This is a genomic window from Hyphomonas adhaerens MHS-3 (assembly GCF_000685235.1).
Lineage (GTDB): Bacteria > Pseudomonadota > Alphaproteobacteria > Caulobacterales > Hyphomonadaceae > Hyphomonas > Hyphomonas adhaerens.
In genome coordinates, this window is sequence record NZ_ARYH01000001.1 from 2,450,567 (window position 1) to 2,468,872 (window position 18,306).

General features: G+C 58.7%; 23 protein-coding genes, 1 tRNA gene and 1 other RNA gene. 13 read left to right on the plus strand and 12 right to left on the minus strand.

The window, feature by feature from the left end:
• Positions 1–9: 9 nt before the first annotated feature.
• Positions 10–576, minus strand: coding sequence for a hypothetical protein (locus HAD_RS11810; RefSeq protein ID WP_156942240.1), 567 nt, complete (start codon positions 574–576; stop codon positions 10–12).
• Positions 577–672: 96 nt separating this feature from the next.
• Here HAD_RS11810 and sufC point away from each other — a divergent pair, with 96 nt between their 5' ends.
• Genes sufC through HAD_RS11840 form a run of 6 tightly spaced genes read left to right on the plus strand, consistent with a single transcriptional unit; the run spans position 673 to position 5,184 of the window.
• Positions 673–1,428, plus strand: a complete 756-nt coding sequence (sufC, locus tag HAD_RS11815; RefSeq protein WP_035571234.1) for a Fe-S cluster assembly ATPase SufC — start codon at positions 673–675, stop codon at positions 1,426–1,428.
• Positions 1,425–2,651 (plus strand): SufB/SufD family protein, encoded by a 1,227-nt coding sequence (locus HAD_RS11820; RefSeq protein ID WP_035571235.1) that lies wholly within the window; start codon positions 1,425–1,427, stop codon positions 2,649–2,651. The genes sufC and HAD_RS11820 overlap by 4 nt, the downstream gene beginning before the upstream one ends.
• On the plus strand, positions 2,648–3,871 hold the full coding sequence (locus HAD_RS11825) for a cysteine desulfurase (RefSeq protein ID WP_035572179.1): 1,224 nt from the start codon (positions 2,648–2,650) through the stop codon (positions 3,869–3,871). The genes HAD_RS11820 and HAD_RS11825 overlap by 4 nt, the downstream gene beginning before the upstream one ends.
• Positions 3,872–3,879: 8 nt before the next feature.
• Positions 3,880–4,263: an SUF system Fe-S cluster assembly protein gene (locus HAD_RS11830; RefSeq protein WP_035571236.1), complete on the plus strand. Its 384-nt coding sequence runs from the start codon at positions 3,880–3,882 to the stop codon at positions 4,261–4,263.
• A gap of 35 nt (positions 4,264–4,298) precedes the next feature.
• Positions 4,299–4,658, plus strand: coding sequence for a HesB/IscA family protein (locus HAD_RS11835; RefSeq protein ID WP_035571237.1), 360 nt, complete (start codon positions 4,299–4,301; stop codon positions 4,656–4,658).
• Between the two features lie 28 nt (positions 4,659–4,686).
• Positions 4,687–5,184 (plus strand): DNA-deoxyinosine glycosylase, encoded by a 498-nt coding sequence (locus tag HAD_RS11840; RefSeq protein WP_035572180.1) that lies wholly within the window; start codon positions 4,687–4,689, stop codon positions 5,182–5,184.
• On the opposite strand, the gene HAD_RS11845 is transcribed toward HAD_RS11840, so the two are convergent.
• A complete protein-coding gene (locus HAD_RS11845; protein WP_035571238.1) occupies positions 5,181–5,987 on the minus strand; it encodes a lysophospholipid acyltransferase family protein in 807 nt (268 codons plus the stop codon). The two genes, HAD_RS11840 and HAD_RS11845, sit on opposite strands and share 4 nt — an antisense overlap.
• 37 nt (positions 5,988–6,024) lie before the next feature.
• Positions 6,025–6,633 carry a TetR/AcrR family transcriptional regulator gene (locus HAD_RS11850; RefSeq protein ID WP_051596182.1) on the minus strand — a complete coding sequence of 203 codons (609 nt, stop codon included), beginning with the start codon at positions 6,631–6,633 and terminating at the stop codon, positions 6,025–6,027.
• A gap of 166 nt (positions 6,634–6,799) precedes the next feature.
• On the opposite strand from HAD_RS11850, the gene HAD_RS11855 reads away from it, so the two are divergent.
• A complete protein-coding gene (locus HAD_RS11855) occupies positions 6,800–8,086 on the plus strand; it encodes a glycosyltransferase family 4 protein (protein WP_156942242.1) in 1,287 nt (428 codons plus the stop codon).
• Positions 8,087–8,200: 114 nt separating this feature from the next.
• Entirely contained in the window at positions 8,201–8,767 is a 567-nt protein-coding gene (locus HAD_RS11860; protein WP_051596183.1) for a hypothetical protein, read from the plus strand.
• Here the strand turns inward: HAD_RS11860 and purS are convergent.
• Both purS and purC read right to left on the minus strand, forming a co-directional pair.
• The gene (purS, locus tag HAD_RS11865) at positions 8,758–9,003 is read right to left on the minus strand and encodes a phosphoribosylformylglycinamidine synthase subunit PurS (RefSeq protein ID WP_035571240.1); all 246 of its coding nucleotides are present in this window, start codon (positions 9,001–9,003) and stop codon (positions 8,758–8,760) included. The genes HAD_RS11860 and purS overlap by 10 nt on opposite strands.
• 93 nt (positions 9,004–9,096) lie before the next feature.
• Positions 9,097–9,870, minus strand: a complete 774-nt coding sequence (gene purC / locus HAD_RS11870) for a phosphoribosylaminoimidazolesuccinocarboxamide synthase (protein ID WP_035571242.1) — start codon at positions 9,868–9,870, stop codon at positions 9,097–9,099.
• Positions 9,871–10,051: 181 nt separating this feature from the next.
• Between purC and HAD_RS11875 the strand changes: the two genes are divergently transcribed.
• A complete protein-coding gene (locus HAD_RS11875; protein ID WP_035571243.1) occupies positions 10,052–10,372 on the plus strand; it encodes a DUF1476 domain-containing protein in 321 nt (106 codons plus the stop codon).
• Between the two features lie 73 nt (positions 10,373–10,445).
• Here the strand turns inward: HAD_RS11875 and HAD_RS18065 are convergent, their stop codons facing one another.
• The 4 genes from HAD_RS18065 to HAD_RS11890 all read right to left on the minus strand — a co-directional run bounded on the left by HAD_RS18065 (position 10,446) and on the right by HAD_RS11890 (position 13,462).
• Positions 10,446–11,393: a family 16 glycosylhydrolase gene (locus HAD_RS18065; protein ID WP_162177512.1), complete on the minus strand. Its 948-nt coding sequence runs from the start codon at positions 11,391–11,393 to the stop codon at positions 10,446–10,448.
• 116 nt (positions 11,394–11,509) lie between these two features.
• On the minus strand, positions 11,510–12,115 hold the full coding sequence (locus HAD_RS11885) for a 5-formyltetrahydrofolate cyclo-ligase (protein WP_035571244.1): 606 nt from the start codon (positions 12,113–12,115) through the stop codon (positions 11,510–11,512).
• A gap of 71 nt (positions 12,116–12,186) precedes the next feature.
• Positions 12,187–12,346: non-coding RNA, 6S RNA (ssrS, locus tag HAD_RS18885), on the minus strand.
• A gap of 45 nt (positions 12,347–12,391) precedes the next feature.
• Positions 12,392–13,462 carry an esterase-like activity of phytase family protein gene (locus HAD_RS11890; protein ID WP_035571246.1) on the minus strand — a complete coding sequence of 357 codons (1,071 nt, stop codon included), beginning with the start codon at positions 13,460–13,462 and terminating at the stop codon, positions 12,392–12,394.
• Positions 13,463–13,567: 105 nt separating this feature from the next.
• On the opposite strand from HAD_RS11890, the gene HAD_RS11895 reads away from it, so the two are divergent.
• From HAD_RS11895 to HAD_RS11905, 3 genes are all read left to right on the plus strand, one after another.
• Positions 13,568–14,032 (plus strand): winged helix-turn-helix transcriptional regulator, encoded by a 465-nt coding sequence (locus HAD_RS11895; RefSeq protein WP_035571247.1) that lies wholly within the window; start codon positions 13,568–13,570, stop codon positions 14,030–14,032.
• Positions 14,033–14,129: 97 nt separating this feature from the next.
• Positions 14,130–14,204 (plus strand) — tRNA-Gly (locus HAD_RS11900).
• Between the two features lie 282 nt (positions 14,205–14,486).
• A complete protein-coding gene (locus tag HAD_RS11905) occupies positions 14,487–15,533 on the plus strand; it encodes a sensor histidine kinase (RefSeq protein ID WP_162177513.1) in 1,047 nt (348 codons plus the stop codon).
• Here HAD_RS11905 and HAD_RS11910 read toward each other — a convergent pair.
• Positions 15,530–16,288: a PhyR family response regulator anti-anti-sigma factor gene (locus tag HAD_RS11910; RefSeq protein WP_035571250.1), complete on the minus strand. Its 759-nt coding sequence runs from the start codon at positions 16,286–16,288 to the stop codon at positions 15,530–15,532. The genes HAD_RS11905 and HAD_RS11910 overlap by 4 nt on opposite strands.
• A 425-nt stretch (positions 16,289–16,713) precedes the next feature.
• Between HAD_RS11910 and HAD_RS18430 the strand changes: the two genes are divergently transcribed.
• Positions 16,714–17,355 carry a sigma-70 family RNA polymerase sigma factor gene (locus HAD_RS18430; RefSeq protein ID WP_162177514.1) on the plus strand — a complete coding sequence of 214 codons (642 nt, stop codon included), beginning with the start codon at positions 16,714–16,716 and terminating at the stop codon, positions 17,353–17,355.
• Positions 17,356–17,362: 7 nt separating this feature from the next.
• Here the strand turns inward: HAD_RS18430 and HAD_RS11920 are convergent, their stop codons facing one another.
• Together HAD_RS11920 and HAD_RS11925 are read right to left on the minus strand one after the other, a co-directional pair.
• Positions 17,363–17,575, minus strand: coding sequence for a hypothetical protein (locus tag HAD_RS11920; RefSeq protein ID WP_035571254.1), 213 nt, complete (start codon positions 17,573–17,575; stop codon positions 17,363–17,365).
• A gap of 223 nt (positions 17,576–17,798) precedes the next feature.
• Entirely contained in the window at positions 17,799–18,278 is a 480-nt protein-coding gene (locus tag HAD_RS11925) for an outer membrane protein assembly factor BamE (protein WP_035572184.1), read from the minus strand.
• Positions 18,279–18,306: the final 28 nt, after the last annotated feature.

The following is an 18,306-nucleotide window of genomic DNA, read 5'->3' on the forward strand; positions in this document are numbered from 1 at the left end:
GCCGGCCCGCTATTCCGGATAGTGCTGGTCGCACAGGGGAATGAAGTTCTCTTTGAGGAAGGTCGTGCCTTCCTCAAGCACCGCGCGATCCTCCGGGTCGATAATTTCGGCATTGCTGACAATCGACACGTTCTTGCGCGCATAGGTGCAGCCCTGACGCGTCAGGCCGCCTTTTACCTTCAGGTCGATGGTGAAGACGGACAAGGCGAGCTGCCCCCGGAATATGTCCCGATAGGAGCGGTCCTTCACCGTTGTGGATGGAAGTGCATCATAGATGGCCTCCACCTGGCCGAGGGCAGCCATGCAGACCGCCAGAGGACCAGCGGTCGATGCGTCGGTTTCTGTGGCCTTTTGAGCGTTATTGCAGGTAAGGACCGCCGCCCGCGCGTCTCTCAGGGCTGGCCTGGACAGGTCCCCCTCAGCCGCTGCCGGAAAGGCGGCGGTTGCAAGTGCGGTGATTGCCAGAAAGATCGCCGGAATGGCGCTGCGCTGCTGCATGATTTTCGTCCCCGCTACTGGCAACCAGACATAACCGGGTGCGCGCTTCAGGACAATCTTGGCGTGTGGGCGGCTCACCAAGCCTGATGTATCCGACCGGATTGAGCTTTTCTGATGCCCCCATTCCTGACCTAAGGGCTTTCCCTGAGGCCCGGTCGGCCCTACATCCGCCCCATGTTGAAGATTGAGAACCTGACCGCCACTGTCGGCGACGACGCCAAGCAGATCATCAATGGGCTGACCCTTGAGGTGCCCGCCGGTGAGGTGCACGCCATTATGGGCCCGAACGGGGCGGGTAAATCCACGCTGTCCTACGTTCTGACAGGCCGCAGCGGCTATGAAGTCACCGGCGGCACAGCCACGCTGAACGGTGAAGACCTTCTGGGCATGGATCCGGAAGAGCGCGCCGCCAAGGGCATGTTCCTGTCCTTCCAGTATCCGGTCGAGATTCCCGGCGTGCCGGTGATGACCTTCGTGCGCACGGCCATGAACTCCCAGCGCAAGCTGCGCGGCGAGGACGAGATTTCCGCGCCGGATTTCATCAAGAAGTCCCGCGAGATCGCGAAAAAGCTGAAGCTGGATGCCGAGATGCTGAAACGCCCGGTGAATGTCGGCTTCTCCGGCGGTGAGAAGAAGCGGCTCGAAATCTATCAGATGATGATGCTGGATCCGTCCTTCCTGATCCTCGACGAGACCGATTCCGGCCTCGACATCGACGCGCTGAAGACCGTTGCTGAAGGCGTCAACGCCATGCGCAGCCCGGAGCGCGGCATGCTGGTCATCACGCACTATCAGCGCCTGCTGGACTATATCAAACCGGACAAGGTGCACGTGCTGGCCGCTGGCCGCATCGTGAAGACCGGCGGTCCGGACCTGGCCCACCGCCTGGAAGCCGAGGGCTATGACGGCATTCTCGGGGAGGCAGTGTGACCACAGCACTACGCGACCTGATCGCCAATCCCAACGCGGCTGAGCTGGAGCTGATCGCGCGCTACGGCATGTTGCCGGAAGATGCGCGGCGCGAGCGGGCATTCGAAGCCTTCGCCGAGGGCGGCTTGCCGCATCGCCGCGTGGAAGGCTGGCACTGGACCGACTTCAAGGCGGCGCTTCCCGTTATCGAAAGCCCGTCAGACCCCGGCCCTTCCGAAGATCCGCTGCCGACCGAAGACGCGCTGCTGTTCAGTTTCACGCCCTCCGGGTTCACCTGGCCGGAAGACCTGCCGGACGGCATTCGCGTTCTGGCGAAGCCTGAGGCGCAGGCCTTCGGCGCGTCTGAAGGCATGCCCCTCGGGGCACTCGCCGCTGCGCTGGCAGGCGGGAAGACCAAGCCCGGCACGCTGATGATCGAAGTGACGGGAGAGGCGCTGCCGCGCCTGCATTTCCGCTTCTCCGGTGCTGGCGAGGCAAACTTCGCCCGTGTCCAGATCATCCTGCGCCCCGGTGCGAAGCTGAACGTGAGCGAGTCCTATCTTGGTGGTGCGGGGCTCACAGCCTCGCTGATGGAATTCTCCCTTCAGGCGGGCGCTTCGTGTTCCCGCACCGTGTACCAACGCACGGGCAAAGCCGAAGTACTGGCGGCAACGGCCGCCGTTCAGCTGGATGAAGGTGCTGACTACCGCCAGACGACATTGGCGTTCGGCGGAAAGCTCACGCGCCTTGAGACCCGGCTGACGCATCAGGAAACCGGCGCCAGGGCGACGCTCAATGCGGCCTATCTCTGCGCGGCCGGGCATCATGCCGATATTACCACCGAAGTGCGCCATGGCGCACCGGCCTGCGTCACACGCCAGCAGACCAAGGGCGCTGTGCTCGACGGTGGACGCGGCGTCTTTCAGGGCAAGTTTTTCGTGCCGCGCAATGTCGGCCAGAAGACCGATGCGGACATGCAGCACAATGCGTTGCTGCTGGAAGAGGGCGCCGAAGTCTTCGCCAAGCCGGAGCTTGAAATCTACGCGGATGACGTGGAATGCGCCCATGGCAACACGTCTGGCGCGCTGGACCCGGACCAGATGTTCTATATGCGCCAGCGCGGCATTGCCGAGGAAGAGGCGCGCGCCCTTCTGACAGAAGCCTTCATCGCCGAGGCGTTGGAAGAGGCGGGCGAACTGGAAGACGTGCTGCGGGAACAGGCGCGGGAATGGCTGGCAAAATGAGCACCGTGCTGGATATCGACGCGATCCGGGCAGAGTTCCCGATCCTCAGCCGCGAGGTGAACGGGTATCCGCTTGTTTATCTGGACAATGCGGCGAGCGCTCAAAAGCCGAATGCGGTGATCGATGCGGTCGCGAACCAGTCGCGCACGGCCTATGCCAATGTACACCGGGGCATCCACACCCTGTCGAACGAGGCGACCGAAGCCTATGAGGCAGCCCGCGAAGCGGCGCGGGAATATCTGAACGCACCCGGCCACGAGAACATCATCTTCACCAAGGGCTCGACCGAAGGCATCAACCTCGTCGCGTCGGCCCTGGCGGCTGAGATCCGGTCCGGCGATGAGATCGTCCTGTCGGTGATGGAGCATCACTCGAACATCATCCCCTGGCACTTCCTGCGCGAGCGCCACGGCGCCGTGCTGCGCTGGGTGGACCTGACGGAGGATGGGTCGCTGGATATGGCGGCTTTCGCCGACGCAATCGGACCGAAAACGAAATTCGTCGCCATGACGCACATGTCCAACGTGCTGGGCACGGTGACGGACATGGCCGAGATTGTGCGCCTCGCGCACGACGCCGGCGCGCAGGTTCTGGCCGATGGCAGCCAGGCAGCTGTGCACGTCCCGGTGGATGTGCAGGCGCTGGGCGTCGACTGGTATGTCATGACCGGTCACAAGCTGTACGGGCCGACCGGGATCGGTGTGCTCTATGGCACGGCGGAAGCGCTGGACCGGGCGCGGCCCTATCAGGGTGGCGGCGAGATGATTGAGATCGTCACCCGCGACCGCGTCACCTACAACACCGCGCCGCACAAATTCGAGGCTGGCACGCCGCCGATCCTGGAAGCGATTGGTCTTGGCGCAGCCCTGCGCTGGATACGCAGTCATCCTTCAGATGCATTGCATGCACATGAGATGGTCCTGTATGATCATGCCGTAGAGGGGCTTCGCGGCATCAACGGGCTGCGGATTCATGGCGAAGCGCCCGGCAAGGGGGCGGTGCTGACCTTCAGCCTCGAAGGCGCGCATCCCCATGATATTGCTCAGATTCTTGACCGCTACGGCGTCGCGATCCGGGCCGGGCACCATTGTGCACAGCCGCTGATGGAATCGCTGGGCGTCCCCTCGACAGCCCGCGCCTCCTTCGCCATCTACAACACACTCGCCGAGGTCGATGCCTTCATTGAAGCGCTCGCCAAGGCCCGGAAAATGCTGGTATAGGTGCCTCAATGGCCGATGACATGACCTCCCGCGATGTGGACGCTGCCGCTGAAACTGCAGCGCCTTCAGCAATTCCGCAGGATGAGCTGAACCGTATTACTGACGACCTGATCGCCTCTTTCAAGACCGTGTACGACCCCGAAATTCCGGTCGACATCTATGAATTGGGCCTGATCTACAAGGTCGATATCGATGATGACCGGAAGGTCGATATCGAAATGACACTTACTGCGCCGGGCTGCCCGGTGGCTGGTGAGATGCCGGGCTGGGTGGAAACAGCTGCCCGCACGGTTGAAGGCGTGACGGATGTGGAGGTGCAGTTGACCTTCGATCCCCCTTGGGACCCGTCGCGTATGTCCGACGAAGCGCGCCTCGCGCTGAACATGCTGTAATTGAATGGAGCGGGGTGCGCCCCTATCTCTCCCTCATGGCCAGACGACCGAGACCCAAGCCCGTAAAGCTTTCTGACGCCGCTGCAGCGCGCGTCAAAGAGATCATGGAAGAACGCGGCGCAGGTTACCTGCGCGTCGGCGTTAAGAATGGTGGTTGTGCCGGCATGGAGTATGTCATGGACTACGCCATGGCACCGGAGCCGCTGGATGAGGTGGTCGAGGACAATGGTGTCACCATCCTGATCGACGCCAAGGCCGTCCTGTTCCTTCTTGGCAGCGAAGTGGATTACGAAGTGACACCGCTGCATGAAAAGTTCGTTTTCAACAATCCGAACCAGACAGATGCCTGTGGCTGCGGTGAGAGTGTGACGATCGTGCCGGCCGCCAACGCGTGATGAGCGGGTGTCCGGCAAGGACGACGCCATGATCGTACAAGGCTTTGACCCGATCGCCGCGCCTGATGCGCGTCTTCTGATCCTTGGAAGCATGCCAGGCGTCGCCTCACTTGAGGCAGGACAGTATTACGCCCATGGCCGGAATGCCTTCTGGCCAATCATGGGCCAGCTGTTCGAGGCAGGGCCGGAGAAACCCTATCCTGAACGCCAGGCAATCCTGATGGAGAATGGTGTCGCTGTATGGGACGTACTGCAGTTCTGCCGTCGTGAAGGCAGTCTCGACGCAAATATCAAGGCGGAAGTCCCGAATGACTTTGCCGGCTTCTTTGCGGCCCATCCCGGCATTGACCGGATCCTCCTGAACGGCGGCAAGGCTGCGAAAAGTTTCGGGAAATACGCCGCGATGCATGCGCCTCCGTCGGCCAACCAAATCGCCGTGCCATCGACCAGCCCGGCTTATGCCTCCATGAGTTTCGTCAGGAAATGCGAGCTGTGGCGAGCGGCGGTGCTTGGCCTGGCGTCCTAAGCCTTTTTGAAAGCGGCGAGATCCGACATGGTCGGGCTGGCCTCCATGCCCTTGGGCGGGTCAGGGATGAGCATGGCCTTTTTGACCGGCGTACCGCGGCCTTCCGCAACCAGTTCAGCCGTACGTTTTTCCACGACTGCGGTCAGACGGTCCATGAACTCTTCTTTCGGCAGATCCCACGGGATGGGCTCAAGGAATTCGATGATCGCTGTGCCAGGGCGCTTTTCCTTTTCCTGCTGCTGCCAGTAGACGCCGATATTGGTGGCGACGGGCACGACCGGAGCCTGCATCGCCTGCGCCATGTGCCAGACGCCCGGCTTGTAGCGGAAATGATAGTCTACCGGCGCCAGATGCCCCTCCGGATAGATCAGAACCCGCCGGCCGTCCTGTTTTGCTTGCTCCATACCTTCTCGCAGCGATGCTGCCTTGCGTTCGCCCCCGCCGCATGTGTCGATGACGATCGCGCCCAGCTTGCGAAGGATGCCGCCGACAAGCGGAAACTTCTCCAGATGATCGCCGGTCACGAAGGCGAGATTATCGACCTCCGGATAAACGAGATAACCGTCGCCCCAGCTCTGGTGCTTCGCCGCAAGGACGAACGCACCATCCGGAAGCTGGTCCCGGCCGCGCACTTCCTTGCGGATGCCTGCGACAAGCAGGAGGTTCAGGTTCATGGCCCGCGTGTAGCTGCGGATGATCGCCCGTACCGGGGTGTGCCCCGGCAGAATGAGGAATGGCACGGAGGCCAGCACATAGAGAACAGAGAGGAGATAATAGACAAATGTGAACAGGGTTGCGCGCATGGCGGGGATCCTTTTGTCTTTATTGAACGGAAAGGGCCTATTCAGATTTCAGGACGGCCACGACGGCCCGGGCCATCGCGTCGGCATGCTGGACAAGCAGGCCGGGCAGCCGGTTGTAGATCTTGTTCTGTCCGGCTTGCATCACCACACCGAGCGCCATTGCCGCTTTCAGTGCGGGATCACCTTTCGGGATAATGCCTTCCGACATGAGGCCGTCGATGATCCGCTCGGTAATGGATACCGGATCGTCTTCGCGCCGCTTGTCGTAGGGCAGGTAACGGTTGAGAGAGACGAGGTGGAACGAGAACAGGAGAAAGTCTTCGTCTGCCAGTTCGCAATACGCCTTTACGGCGGCATGGACTTTTTCTTCCAGCGAGCCGTCGCCGGACAACGCCTCTTGCATCATCTGGCCGAGACGATTGTGGGTTTCCATAAACAGGCTGAGCGCCAGCTGGTCCTTGCCTTTGTAATGGCGGTAAAGTGCACCTTCGGAAACACCTGCCTTTTCGGCGATTTCCCGCGTTGTTGCGGCATCGACACCTTCGTGGACGAAGAGTTTCAATGCGGCACGCTCGATTTTCGGGCGAGCATTGCGTGCACGCGCTTTTTTGGCCGGGGGCTTGGACGCCGACGTATTTCTTGTCATAGGAGACTCCTCACTCGCCTCTCCGGATAACATACGCGTAAAAATAGAGCAAGTGAACATTCACTTACATAGTGGTGCTGTTTTTTTTGCCATTTTTCCACTTTTTGTGCGGATTTCCGCATCTTTACGTTTAATCTGTCATGCAATTTGCATACACAATGAGTGATTGGTCACAGAATTAAGTGGCCGGCTGAATTGGGTTGGTCTGGGCGAAGAGATGATTGGAAGTAAACCTGTGCGAGTGTCGGTGCTGCGGGATCGTTATCCCACGTCGTTTTCCAGTCCGCGTCACTCCAGACATGATATTCGGCGCCGGTTGTTCGTTCCGTTCAACAAGCTGCGCGCCAAGCTCGATGGCTTCACATTGATGCAGCCTTTCGACGGATCTGACCTTGTTCATGTGGTCAATCGTATCCCGTTTGGTGCGCGCAGAATGATATGTTCTTTTGAGAGCCATATCCCGCGTCAGTTCGGATTGCCCAGTGATGCCATCCTGACGAAGATGATGCTCAAGGAGATCACCAGCAACAGGTGCCGCCGTCTCGTTGGAATGTCTCACTTCGCCATGCGGACAGCTCTGGCCATGCATGAAGGCACACCGGCTTATGACGTCATCAAGGCAAAGATGATGGTGCAGCATCCGAATGTGGAACTTGGTCAGAAAGGCGATCGCCTGAAAGGTGATGATGCATCCTCGCTGGTTTTGACTTTTGTGGGCGGCCATTTTGTCCGTAAGGGAGGATGCGTTGCGGTGCGGATCGCAGAAAAGGCGCTCGAGCAGGGGCTGCCGATCCACGTGAACGTCATTTCGTCTCTTCAGGCCGGGGAAAGCGTGTGGAGCGACCCCACAGACCCGGATTTCCTGAAACCGTATACAGACCTTCTCTCTCTTCCGAACGTCACTCATTTCGCAGGGCTGCCGAATGCTGAAGCGCGCGAGATAATGGGCAAGTCGCACTTCACGTTGCTGCCGACATTTGAAGACACATTTGGTTTTTCGGCCATTGAATCCATGGCGGAATATACGCCCGTTATTGCTACCAATGTTTGCGCGCTTCCGGAGGTGATCTATCCAGGCCGGAACGGTCATCTGCTTCATCTGGAGCGAGACGAGATGGGCGAATGGGTCCGTCCGGACAAAAGCGAACGGCACACCGAAGCCTATACCCAGATCTATCGCGATACGATCGAGATGCTTGCCGACGAAGCGGTCGAGTATCTTAAAACTGTGATTGGCAAACCTGATATTCTGGCCGCAATGCGTGCTGACGCGCGATATACGGCGGAAGAGATGTTCAGCGCAGACGTGGCAGGCAAGCGCTGGGATAATCTCTATGAGCGTGTTTCGCGTGAGTCGACACAAACACCGGCTGTTTGCGATCCGGTGCTTGATCGGTCGTCACCGGAATCTCCCGCTTATCTGTTTGAAGGCAAGCCAGCCGGAACACGTTAGCTGTCTGCCTGCGGTGCACTCCGCTCCGGCCGTGCCGTTGGCGTTGAGGTCAAGCTGATTTGCGTCGAGGGATGATGTGAGGCTTTCTGGCAAAAAACTGCCGGAGGACGCCCAATGCGAAATATCCTGACGCTACCAATCCTGACCCTGACCGCTTGCATGGGGATGCCAGTTGAGGCGGGCCAGACGGCGCCGGCACCAGACGGGCAAACCACCAATCCAGCTCTGCCGTGCGACGATGATGTTTACCACCAGTTCGATTTCTGGATCGGGGAGTGGGACGTTTACGACCAGAAAGGAAATCTGGCCGGTACCAATTCGATTCAGACAGCCGAGCAAGGATGTCTCCTGATCGAGCATTGGACCAATACGGCCGGAGGCACCGGTCAGAGTTACAATTTCTACGACCCGGGCACGGGCGAGTGGCGGCAGGTCTGGGTAAATGCTGGTGGTGTCATCGATTATTCAGGCGGACTCACCAAAACCGGGTCGATGCTTTTGAAAGGCGAGATCCGAAACCGCGGTGCAAGCGATGCGGCGCCGTTCACAGGAGAGTGGACGCTGAATTCTGATGGTTCGGTGACCCAGCATTTCCAGCAGCAAGACCCCGAAACGGGAGAATGGTCTGACTGGTTTGTCGGGCGGTATGTACGTCAGGCCGACGGGGCAGGTCAGCCCTGAAGGTCGATGCGGTAGCTTTCGATGACGGTATTGGCGAGCAGCTTCTCGCACATCTCCTTGACGCGGGCATTGGCGTCCGCTTCGCTCAGGCCGTCTTCGAGGTCGAGTTCGATGACCTTCCCGATGCGGGAGCTTTCGACTTCCTTGTAACCCATACGCGCCAATGTATCGGCAACCGCCTTGCCCTGCGGGTCCAGCACGCCGTTTTTCAGGGCAACATGCACAATGGCTTTCATCCGGTGGTCTCCTGGCAGGGGTACGAGTCGCGCTCCATCTAGCGCAATTGCCTGGCTATTGGAACATTCTCGGCAGTATCGGGTCAGTCGGGTCTATTTGCCGCCGTTGAAGCTGACGACATTGTCGGTTTCACCGGACTCCCGGATGATTCCGAGGCGCCGAGCCACTTCCGCATACGCTTCGGTCACACCACCCAGATCGCGCCGGAAGCGGTCCTTGTCCAGTTTGTCTCCGGTCTCAAAGTCCCACAGGCGGCAGGAATCGGGGCTGATCTCGTCGGCCAGCAGGATGCGGGGGATCTCGGCGTCACCCTCGAAGTAACGGCCAAACTCCAATTTGAAGTCGATCAGCCGGATGCCGACGGCCGCGAACAGGCCGGACATGAAATCGTTCACGCGCAGCGCAAGGGAGACCAGGTCGTCATATTCCTGCGGTCCGGCCCAGCCGAAGGCCGCGATATGTTCTTCGGTCACCAGCGGATCGTGCAGGGCGTCGTCCTTGTAGTAGAACTCGACGATCGGGCGGGGCAGAACCTGCCCTTCCTCAATGCCAAGGCGCTTGGCGAGTGAGCCGGCGGCCACATTCCGCACGACCACTTCCAGCGGAATGATCTCGACTTTCTTGATCAGCTGCTCGCGCATGTTGAGGCGGCGGATGAAGTGGGTCGGGATGCCAACACCGGCGAGGCGGGTCATCATGAATTCGCTGATGCGGTTGTTCAGCACGCCCTTGCCATCCAGAACGGCGCGTTTCTGGGCGTCAAAAGCCGTCGTATCATCCTTGAAATACTGAATGAGAGTACCCGGTTCCGGACCCTCATAAAGAATCTTGGCCTTGCCTTCGTAAACGACACGCCGCTTGTTCATGGATAAACCCCTTTCATGGGCCCCCTTGATGGGGCCGGGACGGCCACACCAGGCAGGAATTGCCATCGCCCCACTGCTAGCGGCCCGTGTTACGCCAATCCGTCGCGCAAAACAAATATTGCGCACACCTTGCCGGGGACTCTATATCCCGCCATGGTCTACATATTGGAAAGGTCCTGTGATGAGCACATTCAATGATCGGGAGCGCGCGGAAGAAGCGCGGTTTGCGCTCACCGAGGAGCAATTGTTCAAGGTTATGAACCGCCGCAACAAGCTGCTTGGCTTGTGGGCTGCCGGTGTCATGGGCATGGGCGAAGACGACGCGGAAGCCTACGCAAAGACGGTGGTCCTGTCGGATCTGGAAGAAGCTGGCGACGAGGACGTGTTCCGTAAGGTGCGCGGCGATCTGGACAAGGCCGACACCGGCACCAGCGATGCGGAAATCCGCGAGCAGATGGCGGTCCTGCTGCCGGAAGCGCGTTCGCAGGTCGTCGACGAATAGCAGAATATCTGTTTTGCACTCAAAACAGGCGGCGCGGCTCCGGACGGGGCGGCGCCGTTCCTGTTTTCTGGACTCAGCCGGCGGAAGCCGGGAATTGCGACCCCGGCTGGAAAACGTCTGCACAGCGGCGTGTATTCTCACCAAGCGGCGTAAACGAGATGCAGGAATAATAGGCCGAACCGCGATCGCCAAAGTCCGGCGCCCCGTGCCATTGCTGCAGTTCTTTCTTGCCGGTCCAGTTGCTGATCACGAGCCGTCCGGGGTTTTCCGGCAGGTGTGTGTCGTTTGCCGGGGTCTGATAGATCAGCTTTCCATCAACATACCAGCTGATGCCTTCGGGCTTCCAGTCAAAGGCGTACAGGTGATCTTTCTCCGATGCGTCGAAGGGAAGTTTGATCCGCGCGCTGCTGCCTGTCTTGCCATTGTGGAAGTAATTCAGCTCGACGATGCTGGTGTCCTTGCCAACGAACTCGATGTCGATCTCGTCGTGTGGTTTGCCAAAATAGGGGCCGGTATAAGTGAAGAATGCCGAAACCAGGCCAGAGCCCTTGGCCGGGCGCATAATGGTTTCATACCGGCCGTAGCCATATGTGCCGAGCATTTGCACTTCAGCGAGCGCATAAGGCTTTCTCGGGTCTCCGGTGGGGGTCACGTCCAGACGCAGCCCGTCGGGGCTGATGGAAACGTTTTCACGCACCCAGTCACCCCCTTGGAAGCCTTTGTCGTTGCTGTGTTCGGAGATGTAGAATCTTTCCGGCGGAAGACCGTTTCCGAGCACGGAGATAAAGGCACCGTCAGATTCCAGCAGCGGTGCGTCCGGCTGCAAGGTGTAGGGACCTTCCCTGAGGGCGGGGATTTTCTTTTGTTTGTTAACCGTCCGATCGGGGGTCCAGGGGATTACCGGGGCCATGTCCGCCACGCGCGGCGCAGGAAGGCGATTTCCCGTCGGAGCAGGCTTGCCCGACTGGGACGCGATAGCCGAGAAAATGGCAACGCAAAACGCAAACGCCAGCACGCCCACGGCAACAACTGTCCGGGGCTGCCAGTCCTGCAAGAATTTCTTCAGGCTGCGATCTGTAGTGTCTGTTGCCATTCAATGGTCCGATCTCAATTCGGGCCATCGCAAGAAACGGGCCATTAACCCTGTTTCAATGCCGCCATATTGCGCATCATGAACAGAGGAATGGAGCCGGCTGGCGTAATTGCCCAATCAAGTGGCTGATCGTGCGCCTCGGCGGGAACGTCGTCGATCTGCTGGGCAGCGTAGGCCACCGCACAGGCGAACGCCCGTCCTTCGGATCTTAATGTTTGAAGCGCCTGATCGTAATGGCCTTTACCATAGCCGAGACGATTGCCCTTGGCATCGAACGCCAGCAGCGGGGTCAGGATCAGCGTTGGGTGTGCTTCCGGAGCGTCCTCGGTGGGTTCGCTGAGACCAAACGGACGGCGTTCCAACGGTTCGCCAAGACTCCACAGGCGCCAGGAAATTCCTCCTTCAGGCAGCATGCGCGGGAGGCACAATTCCGCCCCGGCATCGGCCAGCCGCTTCATCAGCGGCATCGGGTCCAGCTCTTCATTGATCGGGACGTAGCCTGAGACGACAGGGCCATAGCGCTCCAGCAATTTCATTGGAAACAGATCAGCGATCTTTTCCGCAGCGTCCGGGTCCCGCGCAGCTGCTTCGGCGCGAATGGTGCGCATCCTGTGGCGCAGCTGGATCTTGTCTGGTGGAGGCGAAGTCATGCGGCCAGCTTTAGACAGGTCCGGACGGGGCGTCACGTCCTCTTGAACGGTTGGCGGACCTGAAAGTGTGCACAAGAACCGCGAACGCCGCAGGGCATATTCACTCCCGTCAACCTAGAGACTAGGTGGGTGCCAGGTGAGACAGGGCCACGGCCCCATCCAGATTGCCAGCTCCCTGACGGTAAGTAAGGTCGCCGGAGATCAGTCCCTTCGCGCGCGCCGCAGCCCTTGTGCGGTTCCAGATGTAGGCGTGAATGCGCCCGATTGTAAGCGGGATTATTCTGAAGTGACTGCAATGTCGAAAGCGAGCAGGAGCGTGCGCTGCTGCGGATTGAAATTGTCGTCGGAGATGATCCAGACGCGGGCGACACCCTCTCCGAGGGTCTCGACGGTGATGCCTTCATAATTGTCGACAGCCAGCGGGCGGGTGAGGACGACTTTCTTCTCGCCGTGTTGCCAGCTCAGCACATTGCGGTTGCCGCGTATGGGATCATAGCTGCGGAATAGCCAGAAAGTTTCGTCTGCGCCGCCAATTCGCGCGGTATCAAATCCGACAAAAGCGTAACCAGCCGGATTTGGCGCGACTTCGTCTGTCCAGCCGGCTTCCTGAAGATTTGCCACCGCGCCGATCGGTGAGTGGCCTTTTTCGACCGTCTCGTAGCCAAACAGGATATGGCCTTCAGGGGTGACCGTGAGGGCTTCGGCCCCACGATTCTCGTCGATGAGACGCCCGGCATACGTGTCCGGCAGCGGGCTGATTGCGGCTTCGCCCGCGGCTGCCCCGCAATCATCCAGATTGAAGGCTGAGATGCGATGCGTGCGCTCAAAACTGACGATGGCAAGACCATTCCGGACTGCCAGACCCTCAGCATCGCCCAATGACTTGCCTTGAAGCAAATTCCCGTCGGCGCCCCGCATGTAGGCCAGTTTGCCTGTTCCATCCGGTACGCCGTCTTCAAGGCCGATCCAGACAAAGGCGCCATCGTCGGCAACGGCAAGAAGATCGCCGTCATCGTCCAGGGCCAGATCGGAAAGGCCGCCAAAGCTCTTATTGTCCGTAGTCAGTTCCCATCCAGCGACGAATGAGACGCCGGCCGGAAGCCGGCTGGCGGCTTCATCGGCAGGGCCAAGGTCGACTGGCCTGGCGGAAATCTTGATTGGAACAGGCGCCTTGTAGTCGGTTCCCGCAGGACAAGAGGCTTCGGAGAGCCCGTCAACAACCGTGTCGAGAGTCCAGGCTGATTCCGCGTCCGGCATGGCGACTGCTGGTGCGTCGGGCACGTCCGGCGTGCCGGTACAGGTCGCGAGCAGAATCAGGGAGGCGAACTGGCAGGAGCGGCGGAACATCGGAACCTCGGTTTCAACGGTGATCTTCCGGAGCCATGCGGCAAAAACGTGAAGGCTTCGCGAAGAAGTCTGGATTTCAAATGCGAACCCATTCAGGACTCGGGCATGACGCAGATTCCTCTCGCCCGACGTTCGCCCGTTCAGCCGGATGCCTGCAATCTTGCCAAGGCCATAGATGTGGTCGGCGACCGCTGGACGTTGCTGATTCTTCGAGCCGCGCTCTACGGGGTCCGCCGGTTTGACGATTTTCAGGCCGAGCTCGGGTGTCCGCGCACCGTCTTGTCAGGCCGGTTGAAGAAGCTGGTGGATGACGGCCTTCTCGCAAAGCGGGCGTACAAGTCGCCGGGCAAGCGCTCCCGCCCGGAATATGTCCTGTCTCCAATGGGATTGTCCTTGCGCCCCATCCTGATCGGACTGACGCAGTGGGGAGATGCCTGGCTCGGGAAGGGTGAAACGCCGCCGATCAGTTTTACAAAAGCTGGCTCCAAATCCGCCATTCGGGCTGCATTTGTGGATATTGAAGGGCGGGAGGTTCGCCCTGATCAGATCCGCCCAGTCCTTCGGGGGTGATTTGTGCAGTGGGGCGGAAATTCGGTCTTGCAAAGCACCACGCTATGCGCTTAATCACGCCTCTCGGCAGCCCCGGTTGCCGAATACCCTATAGGACGCGGGCGTAGCTCAGGGGTAGAGCACAACCTTGCCAAGGTTGGGGTCGAGAGTTCGAATCTCTTCGCCCGCTCCAATAGAACTTCAGAAAAACAACTTGTTGCCAGCAGCCGCATTATGCGGTTGCGGGACAGGTCAGGCTGAAGCTGAGGCTTTCTCTGTGCCGTGCGGTTGATCGGTCTCAATATCCCGCCAAGCTGATTGCTGATCCGGCTTGACCCGGATTTCCTGTGGTACCTCTCTTGAATGATCCTGTGGTGCTGCCTGCAACCGGATTAACGCACTGTGCAGACTCTAGCGGCACGATGGCGCTAGAATGAGTGCTCTCGTATCGAACTCCATGACGAGGAACACAGCGATGCCGGATTTTTCACCCTCTGAACGCCCCGATATGTCCGTGGAAGAGCTTAGTCAGAGTGACATCGCTGGATTTGTCGACCAGTCGGCGGTCCCGATCATGGCGCTCGACCGGGATCTGCGCTTTGTCTATGCAAATGACGCTTACTGCAATTCTTTCAGTTCACCGAGGGATCAGATCATCGGGCGATCTGTTTTCGACGTGTTCGAACTGGCTCCGGAAATGGAAGAGTCATTCAAAGCGAAATTCCTGCTTACATTTCAGGGAAAAAGAACGCGCTCGGATGTGCAGATGTCCATCGTTGCAGGCGCTGATGGGAAGAACAAACCCGTACACTGGCAATCGACTCAGGAGCCGCTTTTCGAGCGCGATGGAAAGGTCCGGTATATTGTCCAGAGAGTGGAGAATGTCACCCATCTGGTCGAACTCCAGGAAAGTCACGATGTCATTGCGGCTGAATTGGACCATCGGGTGAAGAATTTTGTTTCTGTCATTCTCGCGACAGCAAGAATCACAAGCGCTTCAGCAACATCGGTCGAGCAGTACACAGAGGACTTTTGCAGCCGCGTCGATTCAATGGCGCGTATTTATTCGCATATGTCATCACAGGGTTTGATGGGGCTTGATCTGCGGAGCATGTTTGAGGACGAGCTGGCGCAGATTTCGAGCCAGAAAGCTATTCGATACAGCTTGAAAGGCGACGATGTAAAGCTGACGGGAAAGTCGACGCGGGACGGCGGTATGGTTATCCACGAGTTCGTTACTAATGCGATGAAGTACGGTTGTTTCTCGCGTCCGGAAGGGCGGCTGGATGTCGAATGGGAAGTGTCGGACACTCACCTTCGCATCCTGTGGGTGGAGTCTGGCCTGACCGGGATCAAGCCCCCTCAAAAAATTGGTTTCGGGACGCGCCTGACCGAAATGCTGCCGAATGCCAAAGTCACGCGCGACTACCGTGACACCGGGCTGGTCATAGAATACGTGGTGCCAATCGATCTGGTGATCAATGAGACTGAACATGATGAAAACTGGCTGTCGGCAGATTAACTGGCAGCCTGGGTCAACAAAGCCTGACTGATCACTGTTTTGACATGGTCTGCCCGGAAAGGCTTGGGGATCAGGAAAGCAGGCTCGTTTTCCCGCCCCGAGAGGAGGCGTTCCGGATAGGCGGTAATCACGATACTGGGCACTTTGTGGAATTTGAAGATTTCATCCATGGCGTCCAGGCCGGATGAGTTGTCGGCAAGCTGAATATCAACAAGCATCAGCCCGGGCCGGGTGGCGCGCGCCTGGTTTACGGCTTCTTCGCGCGTGGTTGCACGGGCGACCATGTTATGGCCAAGGCTTTCGATGATCTCCTTTAACTGGAAGGCAATCATCGCTTCATCCTCTATAATCAGGACTTCCGTCGCCAGCGAGGATGCAAGGTCTCGCTCTGCCTCTTTCAGGACGTTCGCCAATTCTTCTGGCCCGATTTTCAGGATTGATTCGACGGCGCTGGAATCGAGCTGTTCAACCGCTGTCAGGAACAGCGCGCGCCGGGATCGCGACGACAAATTCTGAAAGGCAGGAACCGAAAGGTTGGTTACGGGCAGCTTGGCGGGGTCCGCAAGAATCGAATCTAGCAATGAGAACAGGTCGATGCGGGTTTTTGGAAGAGGGGCTTCGGTTGGTTGCGGTTTCAGTACATGCTCCTGAAGCATGGCCTCAACGCACAGATCTCCTGCCATCTGGTCGCCCGTCATGGCTCGCGCATACCGGCGCAAATAGGGCAATTCCTTTGTAATAAGTTCGTATAACACGCACGCGGCCTTTTATATTAGGATAGTATTTTGTAGATTCCATGGAATAACAAAATGGCAACAAGACCGTTTAGTTATTTTGCTTTGGGAAAGCACGTTCTCTTACGAACTCATTCTTAACCCCATTGGGGCACGATCTGGACCATTGTACGGCAGATGAACGCTAGGGTACGTTCGAGGGCCGTTGGCGATTCATGTCTGGGGACGATTGTTTTGGGGAAGTTAGCGAAGTCGCGGGTGGCGACAATCGAGCCGTATCGGCAACCAGCGTCAACACGCTCAAATCGGGGAAGGCTGGAAGGAGCAATCGGAGATGCATTGCGGGCAAGCTTTAAACCTGTGCTGGATGAGCCGTTGCCTGAAAGGTTGCAGGGAATGATCGACAAGTTGCGTGCTGAGGAACAACAGAAGAAAGGCCGCTGATTGTGACTAAGGTGACTCCGGTTTGTCAGGAAGAACTACCGGATTCTGGGAATGAGTGGTCGTTCGTTGACGAGCTTGAGCGGCTGATCCCGGAGTTGCGGGCCTTTGCGCGTAGTTTGTGCCGAGAGCGCGAACTTGCGGATGATCTTGTTCAGGATACGTGCCTGAAAGCGTGGCAGGCGATCGATTCATTCGATCCAGGTGCGCCGATGAGGCCATGGTTGTTCCGAATTCTTCGAAATGAGTTTTATCAATATTCCCGGCGTTCGTGGCGCTCGACACCGCTTGATCAGGAGGTCGCCGAGAATACACTCGTGGCGCCGGCAAATCTGGATGCCAAAATCGATTTCAAAGTGCTTCAGGCAGCAATGTCTGACCTTCCGGATGTGCAACGTGAGGCGCTGATTCTCGTTGTTGCGGCTGGGTATACGTATGATGAGGCGGGTGAAATCTGCAACTGCTCGGCAGGCACGATCAAAAGCCGGGTCAGCCGGGCACGTGAGGCGGTCGTTTTCAAGATGCAGAGGGCCGACATTGGCCAGGTCGGTGGTTCAACCCGCGACGAGAGCCGTACGGCGAACGGCCATATCGACCTGATTTCCGACATAGAATCGCTCGCGCGGGGGCTGTTCAGCGCCGCGTGATCCAATGTTAGCTGGCGTTTTCCGATCCTTCGAACTCATCGAAGGCCTGATCGGCACGAGCAAGCCGCTCGCGTGCGCGATCCCGTATATGCTTGACCGTATCCGTTGGCGGAAGCAGGCCAGCTTCAGCCGCCGCGTCCTTCAGTGAAGCGTAGGCGCGGGACTGTCTGGAACTCGGGGCACTTGTGCGCCGGCCGAACAGGGAGAACCTGATTGCCATAACCCAATCTCCTTGCATCCTTGCAAAACATGCCACTGGCACGTGCTGCAGGGTGAGCGGGCCGCTTTCTCGGAATTGTCCGGGGCTGTCGCGCCGCCCAGCCGCTCGTTTGGAGCTTATGGTGGAATAATACCGGCAATACGCCTGTTTGACGAATTATATTTTTCTTAGATTCCCGTGGCAGGCGAGATAAAAGACGATTGTTGCGCCGCACAAATCGCGGTTAGCGGCGTCGCCCGGTGGGATTATCCGGCGTGACTTCGTCAGAGTTGGGCAGGCGCACATTGCCGACGGAACCGAAGATCTGCTCCCACAGGCCGAGTTCCCGGCCACGAGTCGGGGTTTCACGCGATGCGTAATTGATGACCTGGCCGTCTTCCGCGGAGTATTGGAGGACTTCCTCGACCTTGTCGTCGGTGCCGAAAGCGATGGCCGTGATATTCCGCGTTTTCACCCGTGGGCGATAGAATGCGACCCGCTCTTGCAGTTCGGACATGTAGATCCAGGTATTGTCGTCGAACAGGCTTTTGGTCGATGGTGAACCAAGCTGCGCCAGCACGGTTGAGCGCGTGTCTTCACCGGGCTGGATTTCGCTAGGCTGAGCCTCATCCGCGACATAGCCGTGATAGTCGCGGCTGGGCGTAAGGCACGCAGTCAGCGGAAGGGCCAGAAGGCCTACGGCCAGAATTGCGCGTCGCGCCATCGGCAAACTCCTGATAATGGTCCGCGTC

What these genes read in the sequence shown, in the direction of transcription:
- HAD_RS11885 (WP_035571244.1), bottom strand. Translation starts at nt 12,115, where the DNA reads ATGACTTCGCCTCCACCAGACAAGATCCAGCTGCGCCACAGGATGCGC.
- purS (WP_035571240.1), bottom strand. Translation starts at nt 9,003, where the DNA reads ATGAAAGCCATTGTGCATGTTGCCCTGAAAAACGGCGTGCTGGACCCG.
- HAD_RS11920 (WP_035571254.1), bottom strand. Translation starts at nt 17,575, where the DNA reads ATGGCAATCAGGTTCTCCCTGTTCGGCCGGCGCACAAGTGCCCCGAGT.
- HAD_RS11860 (WP_051596183.1), top strand. Translation starts at nt 8,201, where the DNA reads ATGCGAAATATCCTGACGCTACCAATCCTGACCCTGACCGCTTGCATG.
- HAD_RS11895 (WP_035571247.1), top strand. Translation starts at nt 13,568, where the DNA reads ATGACGCAGATTCCTCTCGCCCGACGTTCGCCCGTTCAGCCGGATGCC.
- HAD_RS11875 (WP_035571243.1), top strand. Translation starts at nt 10,052, where the DNA reads ATGAGCACATTCAATGATCGGGAGCGCGCGGAAGAAGCGCGGTTTGCG.
- purC (WP_035571242.1), bottom strand. Translation starts at nt 9,870, where the DNA reads ATGAACAAGCGGCGTGTCGTTTACGAAGGCAAGGCCAAGATTCTTTAT.
- HAD_RS11925 (WP_035572184.1), bottom strand. Translation starts at nt 18,278, where the DNA reads ATGGCGCGACGCGCAATTCTGGCCGTAGGCCTTCTGGCCCTTCCGCTG.
- HAD_RS11825 (WP_035572179.1), top strand. Translation starts at nt 2,648, where the DNA reads ATGAGCACCGTGCTGGATATCGACGCGATCCGGGCAGAGTTCCCGATC.
- HAD_RS11905 (WP_162177513.1), top strand. Translation starts at nt 14,487, where the DNA reads ATGCCGGATTTTTCACCCTCTGAACGCCCCGATATGTCCGTGGAAGAG.
- HAD_RS11840 (WP_035572180.1), top strand. Translation starts at nt 4,687, where the DNA reads ATGATCGTACAAGGCTTTGACCCGATCGCCGCGCCTGATGCGCGTCTT.
- HAD_RS11845 (WP_035571238.1), bottom strand. Translation starts at nt 5,987, where the DNA reads ATGCGCGCAACCCTGTTCACATTTGTCTATTATCTCCTCTCTGTTCTC.
- HAD_RS11830 (WP_035571236.1), top strand. Translation starts at nt 3,880, where the DNA reads ATGGCCGATGACATGACCTCCCGCGATGTGGACGCTGCCGCTGAAACT.
- HAD_RS11890 (WP_035571246.1), bottom strand. Translation starts at nt 13,462, where the DNA reads ATGTTCCGCCGCTCCTGCCAGTTCGCCTCCCTGATTCTGCTCGCGACC.
- sufC (WP_035571234.1), top strand. Translation starts at nt 673, where the DNA reads ATGTTGAAGATTGAGAACCTGACCGCCACTGTCGGCGACGACGCCAAG.
- HAD_RS11835 (WP_035571237.1), top strand. Translation starts at nt 4,299, where the DNA reads ATGGCCAGACGACCGAGACCCAAGCCCGTAAAGCTTTCTGACGCCGCT.
- HAD_RS11850 (WP_051596182.1), bottom strand. Translation starts at nt 6,633, where the DNA reads ATGACAAGAAATACGTCGGCGTCCAAGCCCCCGGCCAAAAAAGCGCGT.